The organism is Agromyces sp. PvR057 (genome assembly GCF_040547485.1).
GTDB lineage: Bacteria > Actinomycetota > Actinomycetes > Actinomycetales > Microbacteriaceae > Agromyces.
In genome coordinates this window covers 816,311-832,439 of record NZ_JBEPPT010000001.1, presented here as the reverse complement: position 1 = coordinate 832,439, position 16,129 = coordinate 816,311, and the positions used below count along the sequence as shown (strand labels likewise).

Annotated in this window: 15 protein-coding genes; 7 read left to right on the top strand and 8 right to left on the bottom strand. The window is 73.1% G+C overall.

From position 1 onward, the window contains the following. Positions 1-86 precede the first annotated feature (86 nt). The 5 genes from ABIC29_RS03740 to ABIC29_RS03720 all read right to left on the bottom strand — a co-directional run bounded on the left by ABIC29_RS03740 (position 87) and on the right by ABIC29_RS03720 (position 4,774). Positions 87-1,400 (bottom strand): ABC transporter substrate-binding protein, encoded by a 1,314-nt coding sequence (locus ABIC29_RS03740; RefSeq protein WP_116080900.1) that lies wholly within the window; start codon positions 1,398-1,400, stop codon positions 87-89. 251 nt (positions 1,401-1,651) lie between these two features. After that, positions 1,652-1,972 (bottom strand): glycoside hydrolase family protein, encoded by a 321-nt coding sequence (locus ABIC29_RS03735; RefSeq protein ID WP_354242864.1) that lies wholly within the window; start codon positions 1,970-1,972, stop codon positions 1,652-1,654. Next, a complete protein-coding gene (locus tag ABIC29_RS03730) occupies positions 1,969-3,075 on the bottom strand; it encodes a Gfo/Idh/MocA family protein (protein WP_354242861.1) in 1,107 nt (368 codons plus the stop codon). The genes ABIC29_RS03735 and ABIC29_RS03730 overlap by 4 nt, the downstream gene beginning before the upstream one ends. After that, a complete protein-coding gene (locus tag ABIC29_RS03725) occupies positions 3,072-3,827 on the bottom strand; it encodes a cupin domain-containing protein (protein ID WP_354242858.1) in 756 nt (251 codons plus the stop codon). Before ABIC29_RS03725 ends, ABIC29_RS03730 begins: the two co-directional genes overlap by 4 nt. Further along, entirely contained in the window at positions 3,824-4,774 is a 951-nt protein-coding gene (locus tag ABIC29_RS03720) for a DUF6807 domain-containing protein (protein WP_354242855.1), read from the bottom strand. The genes ABIC29_RS03725 and ABIC29_RS03720 overlap by 4 nt, the downstream gene beginning before the upstream one ends. Before the next feature lie 111 nt (positions 4,775-4,885). On the opposite strand from ABIC29_RS03720, the gene ABIC29_RS03715 reads away from it, so the two are divergent. Both ABIC29_RS03715 and ABIC29_RS03710 read left to right on the top strand, forming a co-directional pair. After that, positions 4,886-5,293 (top strand): TetR-like C-terminal domain-containing protein, encoded by a 408-nt coding sequence (locus ABIC29_RS03715; protein WP_354242852.1) that lies wholly within the window; start codon positions 4,886-4,888, stop codon positions 5,291-5,293. A 130-nt stretch (positions 5,294-5,423) separates the two neighbouring features. Next, positions 5,424-6,227 carry a CPBP family intramembrane glutamic endopeptidase gene (locus tag ABIC29_RS03710; RefSeq protein ID WP_354242849.1) on the top strand — a complete coding sequence of 268 codons (804 nt, stop codon included), beginning with the start codon at positions 5,424-5,426 and terminating at the stop codon, positions 6,225-6,227. Positions 6,228-6,265: 38 nt separating this feature from the next. Here ABIC29_RS03710 and ABIC29_RS03705 read toward each other — a convergent pair whose 3' ends face one another. Together ABIC29_RS03705 and ABIC29_RS03700 are read right to left on the bottom strand one after the other, a co-directional pair. Next, positions 6,266-7,390: a M24 family metallopeptidase gene (locus ABIC29_RS03705; protein ID WP_502915461.1), complete on the bottom strand. Its 1,125-nt coding sequence runs from the start codon at positions 7,388-7,390 to the stop codon at positions 6,266-6,268. Beyond that, positions 7,390-8,412, bottom strand: coding sequence for a LacI family DNA-binding transcriptional regulator (locus ABIC29_RS03700; RefSeq protein WP_354242843.1), 1,023 nt, complete (start codon positions 8,410-8,412; stop codon positions 7,390-7,392). The genes ABIC29_RS03705 and ABIC29_RS03700 overlap by 1 nt, the downstream gene beginning before the upstream one ends. A gap of 182 nt (positions 8,413-8,594) precedes the next feature. Between ABIC29_RS03700 and ABIC29_RS03695 the strand changes: the two genes are divergently transcribed. Genes ABIC29_RS03695 through ABIC29_RS03680 form a run of 4 tightly spaced genes read left to right on the top strand, consistent with a single transcriptional unit; the run spans position 8,595 to position 13,282 of the window. Continuing rightward, positions 8,595-9,584: an NAD-dependent epimerase/dehydratase family protein gene (locus ABIC29_RS03695; protein ID WP_354242840.1), complete on the top strand. Its 990-nt coding sequence runs from the start codon at positions 8,595-8,597 to the stop codon at positions 9,582-9,584. Then, positions 9,581-10,636, top strand: a complete 1,056-nt coding sequence (locus tag ABIC29_RS03690) for a 5-dehydro-4-deoxyglucarate dehydratase (RefSeq protein WP_116080892.1) — start codon at positions 9,581-9,583, stop codon at positions 10,634-10,636. Before ABIC29_RS03695 ends, ABIC29_RS03690 begins: the two co-directional genes overlap by 4 nt. Further along, positions 10,633-11,697 (top strand): mandelate racemase/muconate lactonizing enzyme family protein, encoded by a 1,065-nt coding sequence (locus tag ABIC29_RS03685; protein WP_116080891.1) that lies wholly within the window; start codon positions 10,633-10,635, stop codon positions 11,695-11,697. The genes ABIC29_RS03690 and ABIC29_RS03685 overlap by 4 nt, the downstream gene beginning before the upstream one ends. 58 nt (positions 11,698-11,755) lie before the next feature. Further along, positions 11,756-13,282, top strand: a complete 1,527-nt coding sequence (locus tag ABIC29_RS03680) for an aldehyde dehydrogenase (NADP(+)) (RefSeq protein ID WP_354242836.1) — start codon at positions 11,756-11,758, stop codon at positions 13,280-13,282. 135 nt (positions 13,283-13,417) lie between these two features. Here the strand turns inward: ABIC29_RS03680 and ABIC29_RS03675 are convergent, their stop codons facing one another. After that, positions 13,418-14,773, bottom strand: coding sequence for a Gfo/Idh/MocA family protein (locus ABIC29_RS03675; RefSeq protein ID WP_354244589.1), 1,356 nt, complete (start codon positions 14,771-14,773; stop codon positions 13,418-13,420). A gap of 243 nt (positions 14,774-15,016) precedes the next feature. Here ABIC29_RS03675 and ABIC29_RS03670 point away from each other — a divergent pair, with 243 nt between their 5' ends. Then, positions 15,017-16,084 carry a LacI family DNA-binding transcriptional regulator gene (locus tag ABIC29_RS03670; protein ID WP_116080889.1) on the top strand — a complete coding sequence of 356 codons (1,068 nt, stop codon included), beginning with the start codon at positions 15,017-15,019 and terminating at the stop codon, positions 16,082-16,084. The last annotated feature ends 45 nt before the right edge of the window (positions 16,085-16,129 follow it).

The window sequence follows — 16,129 nt, the reverse complement described above, 5'->3', positions numbered from 1 at the left end:
GTGGTCACGTGGAACTCCGATCTCTCCCGAATGGGAACTCCGGGCGGGGCTGCCTTCCCCGCCCGGAGTTGCGGCGCGAGCGCCGACTACTGGTTCAGGACGACGTCCATCTCGCTGAAGAACTGCGAGACCGCGTCGTCCACCGTGAGCGTGCCGTAGCCGAGCTCCTGGCCGATCTGGCGGAACTTCTCCTCGAGGGTGCCGTAGCCGACGATCGGCACGGGCGGGGCGTCGCCGAGGCGGTCGGCGATCGACGCCTCGTAGTCGGCGATCTGCTGGCTCAGCGGGTCGAGGTCGGCACCCTCGAGCGCGGTCGTCGACGCCGGCAGGCCGCGGTTGGTACCGAACGCGGCACCCGACTCGGGGCTGTTGACGAGGAAGTTCACCAGGGTGGCGGCGGCCTCGGGGTGCTCGGTCTTCGCCGAGATCGAGTGCAGCATCGACGGCTTGAGGTAGAGGTCCTTCGCGCCGTCCTCGGTCACGGGCGGGGCGACGAGGCCGAGCTCGGTGAAGTCCGCGCCCAGGTTGCCGAGGTAGCCGGCGCCGAAGTTGTCCCAGGTCAGCTCGCTCGCGGTGAGGGCCGAGTCGAAGCCCGAGAGGGGGTAGATCTCCTCGAGGCGCTGCTGGCCGATGACGGTGCCGTCCGTGCGGATGGCGTCGCCCTGCTCCCAGAACTCCTTCAGGTCGTCCTCGGTGAAGTTCGGCTCGCCGTCCTGGGTGAAGAGGTCCTCGCCCTTGGCGCGCTGCTGCACCTCGAAGTTCTGGATGCGGCCGGTCCAGTCGGTGCCGCCCCAGAGCTCGACGCCCTTGGCGGTCGCCGCGTCGGTGACCTCCTTCATCCAGGCGTCGTAGTCCTCCCAGTCGCCGCCGGCGAACTCGTCGACGCCGGCCTCCTCGAGGAGCTTCGGGTTCGTGTAGAGGCCCCACGCGTTGGTCGAGGTCGGGATGCCGGTGGTCTCGTCGCCGACGACGCCGATGTCGAGGATGTTCTGCGCGAGCGGCTCGGTGTCGATGATGTTGCCGAGGTACGGCGTCAGGTCGAGCAGCAGCCCGTTCTCGGAGTACTGGCGGAGGTACGAGTAGTCGAACTGCATGACGTCGGGCAGGCCGCCGCCGGCCGCCTCGGTCTGACGCTTCTCCCAGTACTCGGGGAAACCGAGGAACGAGGTGTTGACCGTGATGTTCGGGTACTCCTCGTTGAAGGATGCGATCGCCTTGTCGTACAGCTCGGCGCGCACGTCGTTGCCCCAGAAGGCGAGGTTGAGCGTGACCTTCTCGTCGGGGTCGTAGGTGGCGGCCGGTTCGGCCTCGCCACCCGAGCACCCCGTGAGCACGAGTGCCGCGCTCGCGGCCAGGGCCGCCGCGGCGAGCGCCGTGCGTCGCGTACGAATGTTGAACATCGTTGTCCTCCCGGAAACGTCAGTGTCTGCCTGGTGCCTGCTGCGCTTGCCGCTGCCTGCGGGAAAGCGCTTGCCCAAATGTAACCGAGCGATGGCGAGCGGTCAACTGAAATCGCAAAATCGTTTCAATCCGTGATCTCCATCAGATGTCGCGGCCGCCGCGATTCCACGAGAATCCCTGACCAAGGCGCCAATCCGTCCGCCAAGACGGTTCATCGTCGGGGTCGTCGCCGATGCTCGAAGGCTTTCGCTCAGGCCTCGGGCAGGGCCGAGACCGGCGCATCGCGGTCGCACACCAGCCTGCCACGCTCCATGCGAAGCTCCTCCGCGAAGATCGCGCTCGCCCGAGCCGCCGGCTCATCGCTCGAGCCGAGCTCGCTCCCGTCCCGGTGCGGATGCGTGAAGGAGACGAGCACGCCCCGATCGCCGTCGACCACGACGTCGCCGTGCCGGCCGAAGGCGCCGTCGCCGGCACGCCGCCCGGGGTCGTGGAAGACCGCGCCGTCGATCGCTCCGTCGCCGATGCCGGATGCCGCGGGCCGGCGCTCGGGGTCGGCCGTCGCGTCCGTCACGCCCGGCGCAGGTCGACCACCGGGCTCTCGAGGCTGCGGCGGTGCGCGGCATCCGCTCGCAGGGTCTCGGGGGTGACCACCTGCCCGCTCGTGGCCGACGAGTAGATGGCCGTGACGATCTCGAACGAGCGCGCGACGTCGGTCGCGGTCGACGGGAGCGGGCCGCCCGAGCGCAGCGCGGCGTAGATGTCGCGCACGAGCGGATCGTGGCCGCTGCCCTCCTCGACCTCGGGCAGCGCCCAGGCCGCCTGCACCTCCGGCGCGACATCCGGCGCCGGCGTGATGCGCCAGTGCTCGTGCGCGTGGCCGTAGAGGTGGTCGACCGTGATCGTCGCGAGCTCGGTGTCGATGCGCACCGAACTCGTCTGCCGCGGCGAGAGCGCGCTGGTGACCACGGATGCCACGACGCCGCCCTCGAACGTCACGACCGCCGTCGAGACATCCTCCATCTGGGTCTCGCGGTCGAGGCGCCAGAGCTGACCGTGCACGCTGGTCCAGTCGCCGAGGAGCCACGCGAGCAGGTCGATCTGGTGGATGCCGAGGCCGAGCGTCGGCCCGCCGCCCTCGGTCGCCCACTTGCCGCGCCACGGCACCGCGAAGTACGCCGGGTCGCGGTACCAGAGCGTGTTGCAGGTCGCCACGAGCGGACGCCCGAGCGCCCCCGAGTGCAGCAGGTCGCGCACGTGCGCGGGAGCCGTGCCCGTGCGCTGCTGGAACACGACCGCGAGGCGGCGGTCGTTGCGGGCCGCGGCATCCGTCATCGCGTCGAGCTCGTCGAGGCTGAGCGCCGCGGGCTTCTCGCAGACCACGTGCAGGCCCGCGTCGAGCGCGGCGATGGCCTGCTCGGCGTGCACCCCGGGCGGGGTGAGCACGTGTAGCACGTCGATGCCGCCGCGCTCGAGCATGGCGGCGAGCGAGTCGTCGACGCGCGCCACGTTCCAGCGGTCGGCGAAGCGCCGGGCGTGCGCCGGGTCGCGGTCGGTGATCGCGACGAGCTCGGCGTCGGGCGAGGCGGCGAGCGCCGCGGCGTGGGCGTCGGCGATCGCGCCCGTGCCGACCAGGGCGGCGCGGAGCGGTGCGGGTGCTGCCTGCGTCTCGGTCATCGGGTTCCTTCCGGGTGGCGGGGGTCGAGGTCGTATCGGTCGAGGATGCCGCACATGCCGAGGCTCGCGGGCTCGGGCACGGCCGAGCTCACCCGTGCCGCGGCGAGACCCGGGTCGCGACCGGCCTCCAGCGCGTCGAGGCGCGCGCCGGTCGCGGTCGCCTCGGCGAGCGCGCCCTGCTGCCACCGTTCGCGCCAGGCCGCCGCCTTCGGCGCGACGAGCGCGACGGCACGTGCGTGCAGGCGGTCGAGCCGGCCGCGGTCCAGGTGCGCGGCATCGAGCACGCCGTCGTCGAAGAGGTCGACGAATCCGCGCACGGCGAGGTCGCGGCGCGCGGCGGCCGCGGCTCGCCGCTCGTCGGCCGGCCGGTCCGGGCCGGGCAGGATCGCCGCGGCGCGATACGCCTCCGCGTCGGCGAGCACGTCGTCGGGAAAGGTCATCACCGCGTCGCCCGCCTCCGGCAGCCCGGCGTTCGCCATGATCACGCGCACGTCGAGGCCGCCGTGGTTCACCGCCCGGTGGATGACGCCCGGCTCGAACCAGACGAGCGCACCCGGCTCCAGCGCGTGCTCGGCGAAGCCGGAGCCGTCGACGGTCTGCAGCACGCCCGATCCGGCGACCACGAGGTACGCCTCGCTCGACGCGGTGTGCAGGTGCGGCGTTCCGCCGGCGAGGCCGTCGGGCGCGGCATCCGGATACGCCTCGAGCCGACTGACCGACGTGGCGCCTGGGAATCGCGGTTCGCGGCTCATGCGCCGCTCAGCAGCTCGTCGAGCGCGGCGGTCGCGGCCGCGGCGAGCACAGCGGCCCGCTCGGGATCGCTCGCGCCGTCGGCGATCACGACGCCGTACCGCAGCTCGAGCGTCGCACCGGACTCGACGACGTGCTCCTCGCTGAAGAACGGCGCCGGGCAGAGGCACGCGAACTCCTCGGCGCGGGCGAACCACTGCGGCGGATGCTGCACGTTCATCGCGTGGTCGACCATGACCACGGTCGACGCCGTGCCGGTGCCGTCGTGGCGCCCGCTGAAGCCCATCCACGGGGTGCGCGTGCCGCGCAGCTCATCGCCGCCCGCGACGCCCGGCGCCAGCACGGTGCCGTTCGTGAACGAGCGGGGACCGCGCCAGAAGAGCCCGCCGTACCCGGCGTTCTCGCGGCCGCGGGTCGTCGGCGAGCCGATCGGGATCGCCCGATCGCCCACGTTGCGGAGCCGGGTGGCGAAGCCGAGCAGCCAGGCGGCGGGCTCGCCGTCGAGCGTCGCCGCGGCGATCGTGCGCTCCTCCGCGAAGACGTGCCCCCCGGCCTCGGTCACCCAGTCGAGGCGCTCGGTGCGACGAGCGGATGCCGCGGCATCCGTCGCCTCGGCCCTCGTCTCGTCGACGACGTCGAACCCGCGGTGCCGCTGCTCGCCGTTGTTCGGAAGCTGCACGTAGCCCTCGCCGCGCACGAAGGTCGGACCGCCCCAGAAGTTCTCGTCGCCGACGACCGGCAGCGACCAGGCGATGCCCTTGTGCCACACGTGGTCGTGCGGGCGGAAGAGCGAGACGACCTCGCCGCCGAGCGTGCGGATCGGGCTGAAGTAGGGACGCGGCGACTCGAGGCGCACGTCGGTCGGCCGGAACACGTACTCGGCGAGCACCGCCTCGCCACCGCGGATCAGCAGGCGGTCGTCGGCCTCGTCGATGCGGATGTCGGGCATCGGTCTCCTTCGGTCGTCATCGATCCGGGGGTGGCGTTGTTCCCTCACCTCGGGAAAGCGTTATCCAAGCGTACACGGCCACTCGGCTTTCGCCACCGTTCGCGCGCTGCCATGGTCATTCGGCGTCGATCGGGGGTCGACCGGCCGACCGAGCTGCCGATTCCCGATACCGGCGACATCCGAGCCGACCTGACATCTTGGCTCACCGGGTTCGCTCGCGGCCTCGACGAGGAGCACGCCGCGACCCGTGCCCGCCTGCTCACCGCGGCGACCGCGGAGAGCGCGATCGTGGCTCGCGCATTCGAGGCGCGGGTCGCCGGGCCGTATCGTCTCGGCCTCGTGCAGCGGCTGCAGCGGGCCATCGACTCGGGTGAACTCAGCCCGGGTGCGCCGGTCCAGGTCGTCGCCGACGCGCTCATGGGCGCGACGCTCTACTCGGTGTTCCTCCGCTCGCCGCGCTCGGAGCCCACCGTGCTGCTCGCGGGTGTTCTGCTCGACGGCATCCGACAGGTTCGGTGAGGTCGCGAACACGCCGAACGGGCCGAACGCGCCGAACGCGCCGAACGCGCCGAACGCGAGTGCATCGACCGACGAAATAGGCTGAAATCGATTCCGATCCCGTGGCCCAGCCGAGAAGCCGAGGTAGCCGATGCTCTCCGATCTCCTCACCGTCGTGTCCGGCTGGCTTCCGCTGGTCTTCGCCATCGTCGCGCTCGTGCTGTTCCTCCGGCGCCGGCAACCCGTGTTCCGCAGCTTCGGCTTCTCGGTCTCCCGGTGGACGCTCGCCGACCTCGGCGTCGGGCTGCTGATCCCGGCGGTCTCGATCGGGCTCGTCTTCGTCGTCGAGTGGGCACTCGGCGCGATCGGGGTGTCCGATGGAACGACGACCTGGTCCGGGTTGCTGAACGACGTGCTCGGGCAACTCCTCATCGCGGCCGTCCTCGAGGAGCTCATCTACCGGGTCGGCCTGCTCAGCGGCGTGGCCGCCGCGCTGGACCGCGTGCCCTACGGCCGATGGATCGCGGTCCTGGCGACGGGTGCGCTGTTCGGAGCGGCCCATCTGGGCAACGAGGGCGCGAGCTGGGTCGCGGCCGTCGGCACGGGGCTCGGCGGCGTCATCTACGGCATCGCGTTCCTCGCCACCCGCAGCATCTGGCTGCCGATCGCGCTGCACTTCTCCTGGAACGTCTCGCAGGGCCTGTTCGGGTTCCCGATCAGCGGGCACACCGTTCCCGGGTTCGCGAGCACGCAGGACCTCGGCCCCGAGATCCTCACCGGTGGCGCCTACGGCCCCGAGGCCGGCATCCCCGGCATGCTCGCGCGATTCGTGATCATCGCCCTGCTCTTCGTCTACCTGAAGCGGCGCAACCCCGGCGGGTCGATCGCGACGCTCCGCTTCGAGCCGGACCCGCGCCGGCGTTCGCGGACGGCGGCCCCGGCAACCGCCGGCTGACGGGCTGACGGGAGCGGGGGCCGATCGCGCCGCACGCGTCAGCGGTGCGCGAACTCGTCCGGGCGGTCGAGGCCCGCCACCGACACCGTCGGCCAGCGCGGATCGACCGTGAGCACGTCGAGGCGGCCGGAACCCACGACCACCGTGTCCTCGACCTTCGCGCCGGGGGCCGTCGGGTTCCACGCGAACGCCTGGCCCGCGTGCACGACGTCGGCGAGCCCCGGCACCGCCCGCGGGTCGCGCCCGGCATATCCGGCCGCGCCGCCCTGATGGTGGCGTCGCCACTCGTCGGCATCGAATCCGTGGCGCGCATACGCGGCGGCGCCGATCGCGAACACGTCGCCGAACGTCGCACCGGGTCGCGTCGCCGCGAGCACCTCGGCCTCGACGTCGAGGATCCGCCGCATCGCATCGGCCTCCCCGGCATCGCCCGGCCCGAAGCGCAGCCACCTCGTCGCATTCGCGATGAGCCCGTGCCGCCGCCCGCAGACCACGAGCATCGCGCGGTCCCCGATCGGCGCCTCGGTGGGCAGCGGATGCCGGTGCGCGAGCCTCGAGCGCGAGGCCACGAGCGTCACGAGCGGGTCGATGCCGCGCTCGGCAAGCTCCCCCGCGAGGCGGGCGGCGAGCTGCCGCTCGGTCGTCGTCGGAAGCGCGGCGGACGCGGCATCCGTCAGCACCTCGGCGACCTCACGGCCGAGCCGGCGATAGCGGCCGAGCTCGCCAGGCAGCAGGCCGGCCCGGGCGGCACGGAGGTCGGCGACGACGTCGGCCTCGTCGAGCTCGGCGACGCCGGGCGCTGCGAGGGCCTCGTGCCACGGCACCCGCACGACGTCGAGGCGTTCACGCGAGGGCAGCTCCTCGGCGAGCAGGCGGTCGGCCTCGTTCGCGAACACCCGCAGTTCGTCGCCGTCGCGGCGCACGACGATCGCGGCCACCGGGTCGCCCGCGAGCGACACGTGCGTGCGGGCGCCGTCGAGGTACCACGAGACCGCCGTGTGCGACCGCAGCACGATCGAGGTCGCCCCCCGGCGCTCGAGCAGGTCGAGCACGCGGGCGCGCTTGGCCGCGCGATCGGCGACGGATGTCTCGGGCGGCGCGATCTCGGACGTGGCGGTCGTCGACGCCACCGTGCCCGCGGCATCCGTCGCGACATCCGCCATCATGCGCGCGCCCCGGCGATGGCCCCGGTGCTGCCGCGTGCTTCGAGCCTCGGGCTGTAGAGCACCGAGTGCTCGACGGGCCCGCCGTCGATGAGGGTGCGAAGTCGCAGCCACACCTGGCCGCCGATCTCGCCGCGCGGCACCGACATGCTCGTGAGCGGAGGCGTCGCGAAGCCGGCCATGGGCACGTCGTCGAATCCGGCGATCGAGAGGTCGCGCGGCACCTCGACGCCAAGTTCGTGCAGGCGGGTCATGAGGCCGAGGGCGACGAGGTCGTTGAAGGCGATGACCGCGGTGCAGCCGTCGCGATGGGCGGCGAGCACCGCATCGGATGCCGCGTAGCCGTCGTCGAGGCGCGAGCCGCCGGGCACCTCCTCGATGCGCACGTCGGGGCGTGCGGCGAGCGCCTCGGCGACGCCGCGCCGGCGCTCGGCGTTGGACGCGCTCGTCGGCGGACCGCTGACGTAGGCGATGCGTCGGTGGCCGAGGTCGTGCAGGTGGTCGACGAGGTCGCGGATGCCGCGCACGTAGTCGACGCCGACGACGGGCACGTCGGCGCCCGGCAGCGGACGGTTCACGACGACGACCGGCGACACCTGGTCGACGAGGGCGCGGAGCCTCGCCTCCGGCATGCGCGGCGCGCAGAGCACGAGGGCGTCGCAGCGCTGCCTCGCCTCGAGGGCGATCGACTCCTCGTCGTCGACGTTCTCGGCCGTGTCGGCGACGAGCACGCGGTAGCCGTCGCGGGCGGCGGCGAGGCTGAGCCCCTTGAGGATGCCCTGGAAGAGCGGGTTCTCGAGGTCGGGCACGACCATCGCGACGGTGTCGTTGCGCCCGTTCACGAGGCTTCGGGCCGTGGGACTCGGGCGGTAGCCCAGCTCGGCGATCGAGGCCTGCACGCGCCGGACGATGTCGGGATCGACCGTCGAGCGCCCGTTCAGCACGCGGGAGACGGATGCCTGCGACACGCCCGCGTGCGCGGCGACATCGGCGATCGTGGTCGCCCGGCTGCGCTGGCCCATGTGGATCCTCTCGTTCGCGACCGGGGCCGGCGCCGACACCTGCCGCCGTTCCGAGAAACCGATTCCCCGAATCGGAGCGGGAGTTGTCGGCGGCCTCGGTCGTGACCTATGGTAGCGACCAGAAAGCGGTTTCCCAACCGCAGCCACGGCCACCGGCCTCACCATCCCAGCGAAGGAGCGACATGCGGGTCATCGTCACCGGATCGGCCGGGCGCCTCGGGCGCAGCGTCGCCACCGGGCTCGCGGCATCCGGCCACGACGTCATCGGGGTCGATCGCACGACCGCCGGCCTCGCCGGGGTCGACGAGCGCAGGACCGACCTCATCGACGCCCTCGCCACGCGAACCCTCTTCGACGAGATGCGCCCCGACGCCGTGGTGCACCTCGCGGGCATCGCCGTGCCGTTCAGCGCTCCCGAACGCCGCATCCTCATGACGAACACCGCGCTCGTGCACACCGTGCTGGCCGCGGCCGTCGACGCCGGCGCGACGCGCGTGCTCGCGGCGAGCAGCCCGACCGTGCTCGGCTACAGCTCGCCCGCGTGGCGGGCCGACCGGCTGCCGCTCGACGAGGCGACCGCCCCGGAGCCGGCGAACGCCTACGCGCTCTCGAAGCTCGTGATCGAGGAGACCGTGCGGATGTTCGCGCGCACCTCCCCCGGCGCGTTCGGGTCCTTCCGCCCCTGCTACGTCGTCTCCCCCGAGGAATGGGCCGGCGCGCCCACCCAGCAGGGCCACACGATCGAGCAGCGCCTGCTCGATCCGGCGCTCGCGGCCGTGAGCCTGTTCAACTACCTCGACGCCCGCGACGCCGCCGCCTTCGTGGACGCCTGGCTCGCCGCGCCTGCCGAGGTCGTCGACGGCGAGGGGTTCTTCGTCGGCGCGGCGGACGCGCTCGCGGTGCACGAGGTCGCCGACCTCTGGCGCGAGTTCGCCCCCGCCCTCGGCGACGGGGCCGACGCCCTCGGCCACGGCCGCCCCGTGTTCGCGGTCGACAAGGCCGAGCGCCTGCTCGGCTGGCGGCCGGAACGCACCTGGCGCACCGAACTCGACGCCGCCACGCTCGAACGCGTGCTCGCGGCGACCGACGCGACCGGCTCCGACCGCGCCGGCTCCGACCGCGGTCATTCCGACCACGCCCATTCCGACCGACTCGAAACGAGGGCCAGATGACCACGACCACCGCTGCGGCGCCGAGCGCCGCCCCGCTCGCCGCACCCGAGTTCGACGGTGTGCTGTTCTTCCCTGTGACCCCGTTCGGGGCCGACGGGGCGCCCGACCACGACCTGCTCGCCGAGCACGTCGCCTCCCGCCTGCCGTTCGGTCCCGGCGGCGTGTTCCCCGCCTGCGGAACGGGCGAGTTCCACGCGCTCTCGGCCGGCGAGGCGATCGACGTCGTGCGCACCACGGTCGACGCGGTCGCCGGGCGGGTGCCCGTCATCGCCGGCGCGGGCGGCCCCCTCGGCCACGCGATCGAACTCGCGCGCGGCGCCGAGGCGGCGGGGGCCGACGGCCTCCTGCTGCTCCCGCCGTACCTCGTCTCGGGCACCACGAACGGGCTCGTCGCGTGGGTCGAGGCGGTCGCCGCGGCATCCGACCTGCCCGTGATCGTCTACCACCGCGGCACCGCGCGCTACACCGCCGAGGCCATCACCCGGCTCGCCGCGAACCCGAAGGTCGTCGGCTTCAAGGACGGCACGGGCGACATCGGCCTCGCGCAGGAGATCGTGCTCGCGGCGGATGCCTCGGGGCGCGACTTCGCGTTCTTCAACGGCCTGCTCACGGCCGAGCTCAGCCAGGGCGCGTATCGGGGCATCGGCATCCCGCTCTACTCGTCCGCGGCGTTCGCGATGATCCCCGAACTGGCCGCCCTGCACTACCGCGCCTACACCGACGGCGACGAGGCGACGCGCCTGACCCTGCTCGCCGAGTTCTACCGGCCGCTCGTGAACCTGCGCGACGAGACGCCCGGCTTCGGCGTGTCGCTCATCAAGGCCGGCCTGCGCCTGCGCGGCCTGCCCGTCGGATCCGTTCGGCCTCCGCTCGTCGACCCCACGCCCGAACAGGAGGAGCGCCTCGGCGCGATCCTCGAGCGCGGGCTGGAGCTCGCCGAGCGGCTCGGCGGCTCGGCGGACGCGTCGGACGCGTCGGACGCGTCGACTGCCGGTCTCACGGGCGTCGGCGACGCCACCGCCGCGAGCGCGGAAGCGGTGCCGGCCCGGTGACCGCGGCGATCCGGAGCCTCTCGACGCGGCGCATCCGCGTTCCGTTGACCCGCCCGTGGGGACCCGACGTGCGCGACCTCTCGCTCGTCGAGGTCGTCGTCGAGGATTCCGACGGCGCGCGGGGGCGCGGCTTCTCGTGGACGCCGTCGATCGGCGCCGCTGCGGTCGAGGCGCACCTGGCGAACGACATCGCCGCGTTCGCGCTCGAGCGCGACGCCGACGCGGCGACCCTGTGGCATCCGCTCTGGGCGCACCTGCACGAGGGCGGCAGCGGCGGCATCACGACGATCGCGATGGCGGGCCTCGACCTCGCGCTCTGGGATCTCGCCGCACGCCGCGCGGGCCTCGGCATCACCGACCACCTCGGCCGGCAGCACGAGACCGCGACGGTCTACGGCAGCGGCGTGAACCTGCACTACCCGCTGCCCGAGCTCGTCGCGCAGGCCGAGCGCTGGGTCGACGCGGGCTTCGAGGCCGTGAAGGTCAAGGTCGGCAGCCCCGACCTCGCCGACGACGTGACCCGCATCCGCGCGGTGCGCGACGTGCTCGGCACCGACCGCGGGCTCATGATCGACGCGAACCAGCGCTGGAACCTCGAGCAGGCCGAGCGCGCCATCGGCGAGCTGTCGGCGTTCGACCTCACGTGGATCGAGGAGCCGTTGCGCGCCGACGACCTCGCCGGGCACGTCACCCTGCGTGCGCGCATCGATGTGCCGATCGCGCTCGGCGAGAACGTGCACACGCGCTACCGGTTCGCGGAGTTCATCGACGCCGGCGCGGTCGACCTCGTGCAGCCGAACATCGTTCGCGTGGGCGGCATCACGCCGTTCCTCGAGATCGCCTCGCTGGCGGCCGCGCGCGGTGTCGACCTCGCGCCGCACCTGCTGCTCGAGCTCTCGGCGCAGCTCGCGCTCGCCCTGCCGGGCGACCACCTCGTCGAGGCCGTCGAGGACGCCTCCTTCGAGGCGCTCGGCGCGCTGGCCTCCCCCTCGCCCGTCGAGGTCGACGGCAGCCGCGTGCGCACCACGGGGCAGCTCGGCCTCGGCCTGGAGTTCGCCTGACCCTTCACACCTCGGATGCCGCGGCATCCGCTCGATCGATCCGAACCACGGAGGATTCATGACCACCGACACCGCCACCACCGCCTCGGGCACGTCAGCCACGTCGGGCACGTCAGCCACCCCCGGCACCTCGATCACGGATGCCGCGGGCTCGCCGTCCGTCGACGAGACCGCCGCCGCCGCCCGCCGAGCCTTCGCCACGACCGTCGCCTCGACCGCCGCGGAGCGCGCCGCCTGGCTGACGGCCGTCGCCGACGCCCTGGACTCGGCGCATGACGAGCTCGTGCCGCTCGCCGACGAGGAGTCCCACCTCGGCACCACTCGCCTCACGGGCGAGCTCGCCCGCACGACCTCGCAGCTGCGGCTGTTCGCGCGGGCCATCGTCGAAGGCTCCTACCTCGAGGCGACGATCGACCACCCGGATGCGACCACGATCCCGCCGACGCCCGACCTGCGCCGCATGCTGCGCCCGCTCGGGCCGGTCGCGGTGTTCGGCGCGTCGAACTTCCCGTTCGCGTTCTCGGTCGCGGGCGGCGACACCGCGTCGGCGCTCGCCACCGGATGCCCCGTCGTCGTCAAGGGCCACTCGGCGCACCCCCGCCTGTCGCGTCGCACCGCCGAGATCGTGGCCGACGCGCTGGCCGCCGCCGGCGCTCCCGAGGGGGTCTTCGGACACGTCGAAGGACGAGCGGCCGGCGTCGCGCTCGTGCAGCACCCCGAGATCCGCGCGGTCGGGTTCACCGGCTCGCTCCATGGCGGACGCGTGCTGTTCGACCTCGCGTCGGCCCGGCCCGACCCGATCCCGTTCTACGGCGAGCTCAGCGCCGTGAACCCCGTGCTCATCACGCCGGCCGCCGTCGAGGCGCGCGCCGACGACCTCGCGTCCGGCCTCGCCGGGTCGTTCACGCTCGGCGCGGGCCAATTCTGCACGAACCCCGGCGTCGTCTTCGTGCCGGCCGGCTCCGGCTTCGCCGAGCTCGTCGCCGCGCAGCTCGGGCAGCCGGGTGCCGTGCCGATGCTCACCGACGGCATCGCCGCCGCATTCGCCGACGGGATCGCCGGTCTCGCCCGGCATGAGGACGTGACCATCGTCGCCGGGGACCCCGCGCAGCAGCCGGGCACCGGCTCCGCCGTCGTGCTGTCGACGACCACCTCCGCCGTGCTCGCCGACCCCGGCGCGCTCCTCGCCGAGTGCTTCGGCCCCGCGACGCTCATCGTGGAGTACACCGACGTCGACGATGCCCTCACGGCGATCCACGCGATCGGCGGCAGCCTGACGGCGACCGTCCACGCCGAAGCCGGTGAGGACCTCGCCGGCATCCTCGCGGTGCTCACCGAGATCGCCGGCCGGGTGCTCTTCGCCGGATGGCCGACCGGCGTCGCGGTGAGCTGGGCTCAGCAGCACGGCGGCCCCTGGCCCTCGACGACGACCATCCACACCTCGGTCGGCGTCACGGCGATGCGCCGGTTCCTGCGGCCGGTCGCCTACCAGGAGGCCCCGGATGCCGCGCTGCCGGCCGAGCTCCGCGAGGACAACCCGCTCGGCATCCCGCGCCGGGTCGACGGCGTGCTCGCGCTGCCCTGACGCGTCGCCCGCACGCTCGCGCTGCCCTGACGCGTCGCCCGCACGCTCGCACACCTGACCGACATGGCACGACTTGCCGCCTGCGCCACCGCGCACCCGACAACAGCTGTCATCTCGATGGCGGGCGGTCCTCGCTCAGACCCCGAGCTCGAGCTCGCTGATCAGCACCGGCTGCCCCGTGGCGAGCGACCGGTTTCCGGCGATGCCGACCGACACGGCGCGCACGCCGTCGGCGTAGCCGGCCACGCGGCCGAGCGGCGCGTCATCCGTCACCCGCCGGAAGAGGTGGTCGAGCAGGAACGCGTCGCCGCCGCCGTGGCTGCCGATGCCGTCGGGGATGGGCACGACCTCGGCCCCCTCCCAGTGCCGCTGCACGACGAGCCGCTCGCCGTGGGGGCGCACGTCGTCGGTGGCCGAGGCATCCGGATGCATCGACGGATCGACGATCACCCGGCCGTCGTCGCCGATGAGCACGGCGCCGCGCTCGACGACCTCGAGCTCGGCGCGACCCTCGGTGCCGTTCACGGTGACGCGGTAGCCCTCCCACGGAGCGTGCGCGTTCAGCGAGTAGCTGAGCGTCGCGCCGGAGTCGTAGTCGACGAGGGCGGCGAGGTTGTCCTCGATCGTGATGCCCGCGTCGAACACGTCGCGGTCGCGCAGGTAGCCGTCGTGGTGCTCTTGATCGAGGTAGAGCTCCTTCATGCGCGGGTCGCCCGCGAGGTCGAGCGAGAACGGGTCGCCGCTCGCGCCGGTGCCGCGCGACGGACGCGCGCCCAGGCCGCGCGCCTCCGCGTTCTCGGCGCCGTAGAAGCGCAGGCCGCCGCTCGCGAAGACCCGCACCGGCGTCGCCTGGATCCACCAGTTGACGAGGTCGAAGTGGTGCGAGGCCTTGTGGATGAACAGGCCGCCCGAATTCTGCTTCTGACGGTGCCAGCGACGGAAGTAGTCGGCCCCGTGCACCGTGTCGAGCGCCCACTCGAAGTGCACGCTCGTGACGCGGCCGATGCGACCGTCGGCGATGACCTGGCGCAGCGTCGAGTTGCGGGGGCTGTAGCGGTAGTTGAACGTCGTGATGACCTCGCGGCCGGTCTCGGCGATGGCCTCGCCGATGCGTCGCACGCTCTCCGCGTCGATGGTGAGCGGCTTCTCGACGACCACGTCGGCGCCCGCGCGAAGGGCGCGCACGACGTACTCGGCATGGGTGAAGTCGGGCGTGGTGATGACGACGCGGTCGATGCGCTCCTCGACGATCATGCGCTCGAGGTCGTCGACCGGGTAGCGCACGGGTGCCGGATGTCCCGACTCGACGACCTCGCGCTCGTAGACGTCGAGGCGGCCGGGGTTGACGTCGCACCAGGCGACGAGGTCGGCGACCTCGGCGACGTGCTCGGCACCGAACGCGGTTCCGGACATCGCGGCGATGTACATGCCGGCGCGGCTGCCCGTTCCGACGAGTGCGTACCGTTCGTGCTGCGCCATCCTGTGCTCCATCGCGTCGTTGGTGGTGCGGCGCCCGCGCTCGAGAAACCGCTTGCTCAGCGTCATCCGTTCTGCGCCTCGATCGACTGGAATCGGGCGGGAAAGCGCTATCTCGTGCCGCAGTACAGTTCTACCAGCAACGCCGGGCGATGCAAAACCCCGCCACCCGACGCCCACGGTAGAGTCGAGGCGCTCGGCCGGTGACGACGCGACCAACCCCACGCGGCACGGCCGACGTGCGACCCAGGAGGACCCATGGCTGAGGGCGGCCCCCAGACCCGGCGATCGACGCCGGCCACCCTGCACGACGTCGCCCGCGAGGCGGGCGTCTCGCTCGCCACCGCGTCCCGGTCGCTGAACGGCAGCGCTCGCAAGGTGAACGAGGAGTACCGCGAACGCGTGCTCGCCGCCGCCGCGAAGCTCGGCTACACGCCCAACCTCTCGGCCCAGGCCGTCGCGCGCGGCACGTCGACCACCGTCGCACTGCTCGTGGCCGACATCGCCGACCCGTACTTCTCGTCGATCGCCGCGGGCGTCGTCGGCGCCGCCGGCGAGGACCGCCTGATCGTCACGATGGCCGAGACCAAGCGCGACACCGAACGCGAGCTCGAACTCGTGCGGGCAATGCGCGGGCAGCGACCGCGCGTGATGATCCTCTCGGGTTCGCGCAACATCGGCGACCCCCACGCCGCCGCGCTCGAGGCCGAGCTCACGGCCTACGAGCAGACCGGCGGCCGCGCCGTCTTCATCAGCGAGAGCGACCTGCCCTTCCGCACCCTGCCGCTCGCGAACCGTGCGGGTGCGCGCGACCTCGCAATCGAGCTGCACGGCCTCGGCTACCGCACCTTCGCCGCCCTGACCGGCCCCGAGACGCTGCGCACCGCGCACGACCGCATCGCCGGCTTCTCCGAAGGACTCGCCGCGCATGGCGCACGCCTGCCCGACGACCGGCTCGTGCGCAGCGCCTTCACGCGCGACGGCGGATACGACGGCATGCGGCGCCTCCTCGAGGCCGGCATCGGCGACACCACGGTCGTATTCGCCCTCAACGACGTCATGGCCATGGGCGCGATGTCGGCGATCCGCGACGCCGGCCTCGAGCCCGGCCGCGACCTCGCCGTCGCCGGCTTCGACGACATCCCGACCGTGCGCGACGTCACCCCGCGCCTCACGAGCGTGCGCATGCCCCTCGAGCGCATCGGCGAGCAGGCGCTGCGCCTCGCCCTCGACGACGAAGCGGATGCCGCATCCGCCCGTGCCGCGTCGGCGGATGTCTCGACCGAGGTTGTCATCCGCGAGAGCACGCCCCGCCTCGCGTCCTAGTCGGCCCGCCCGGCCGGAGCCGCCTGCCGCCCGTGTGGATCGGCG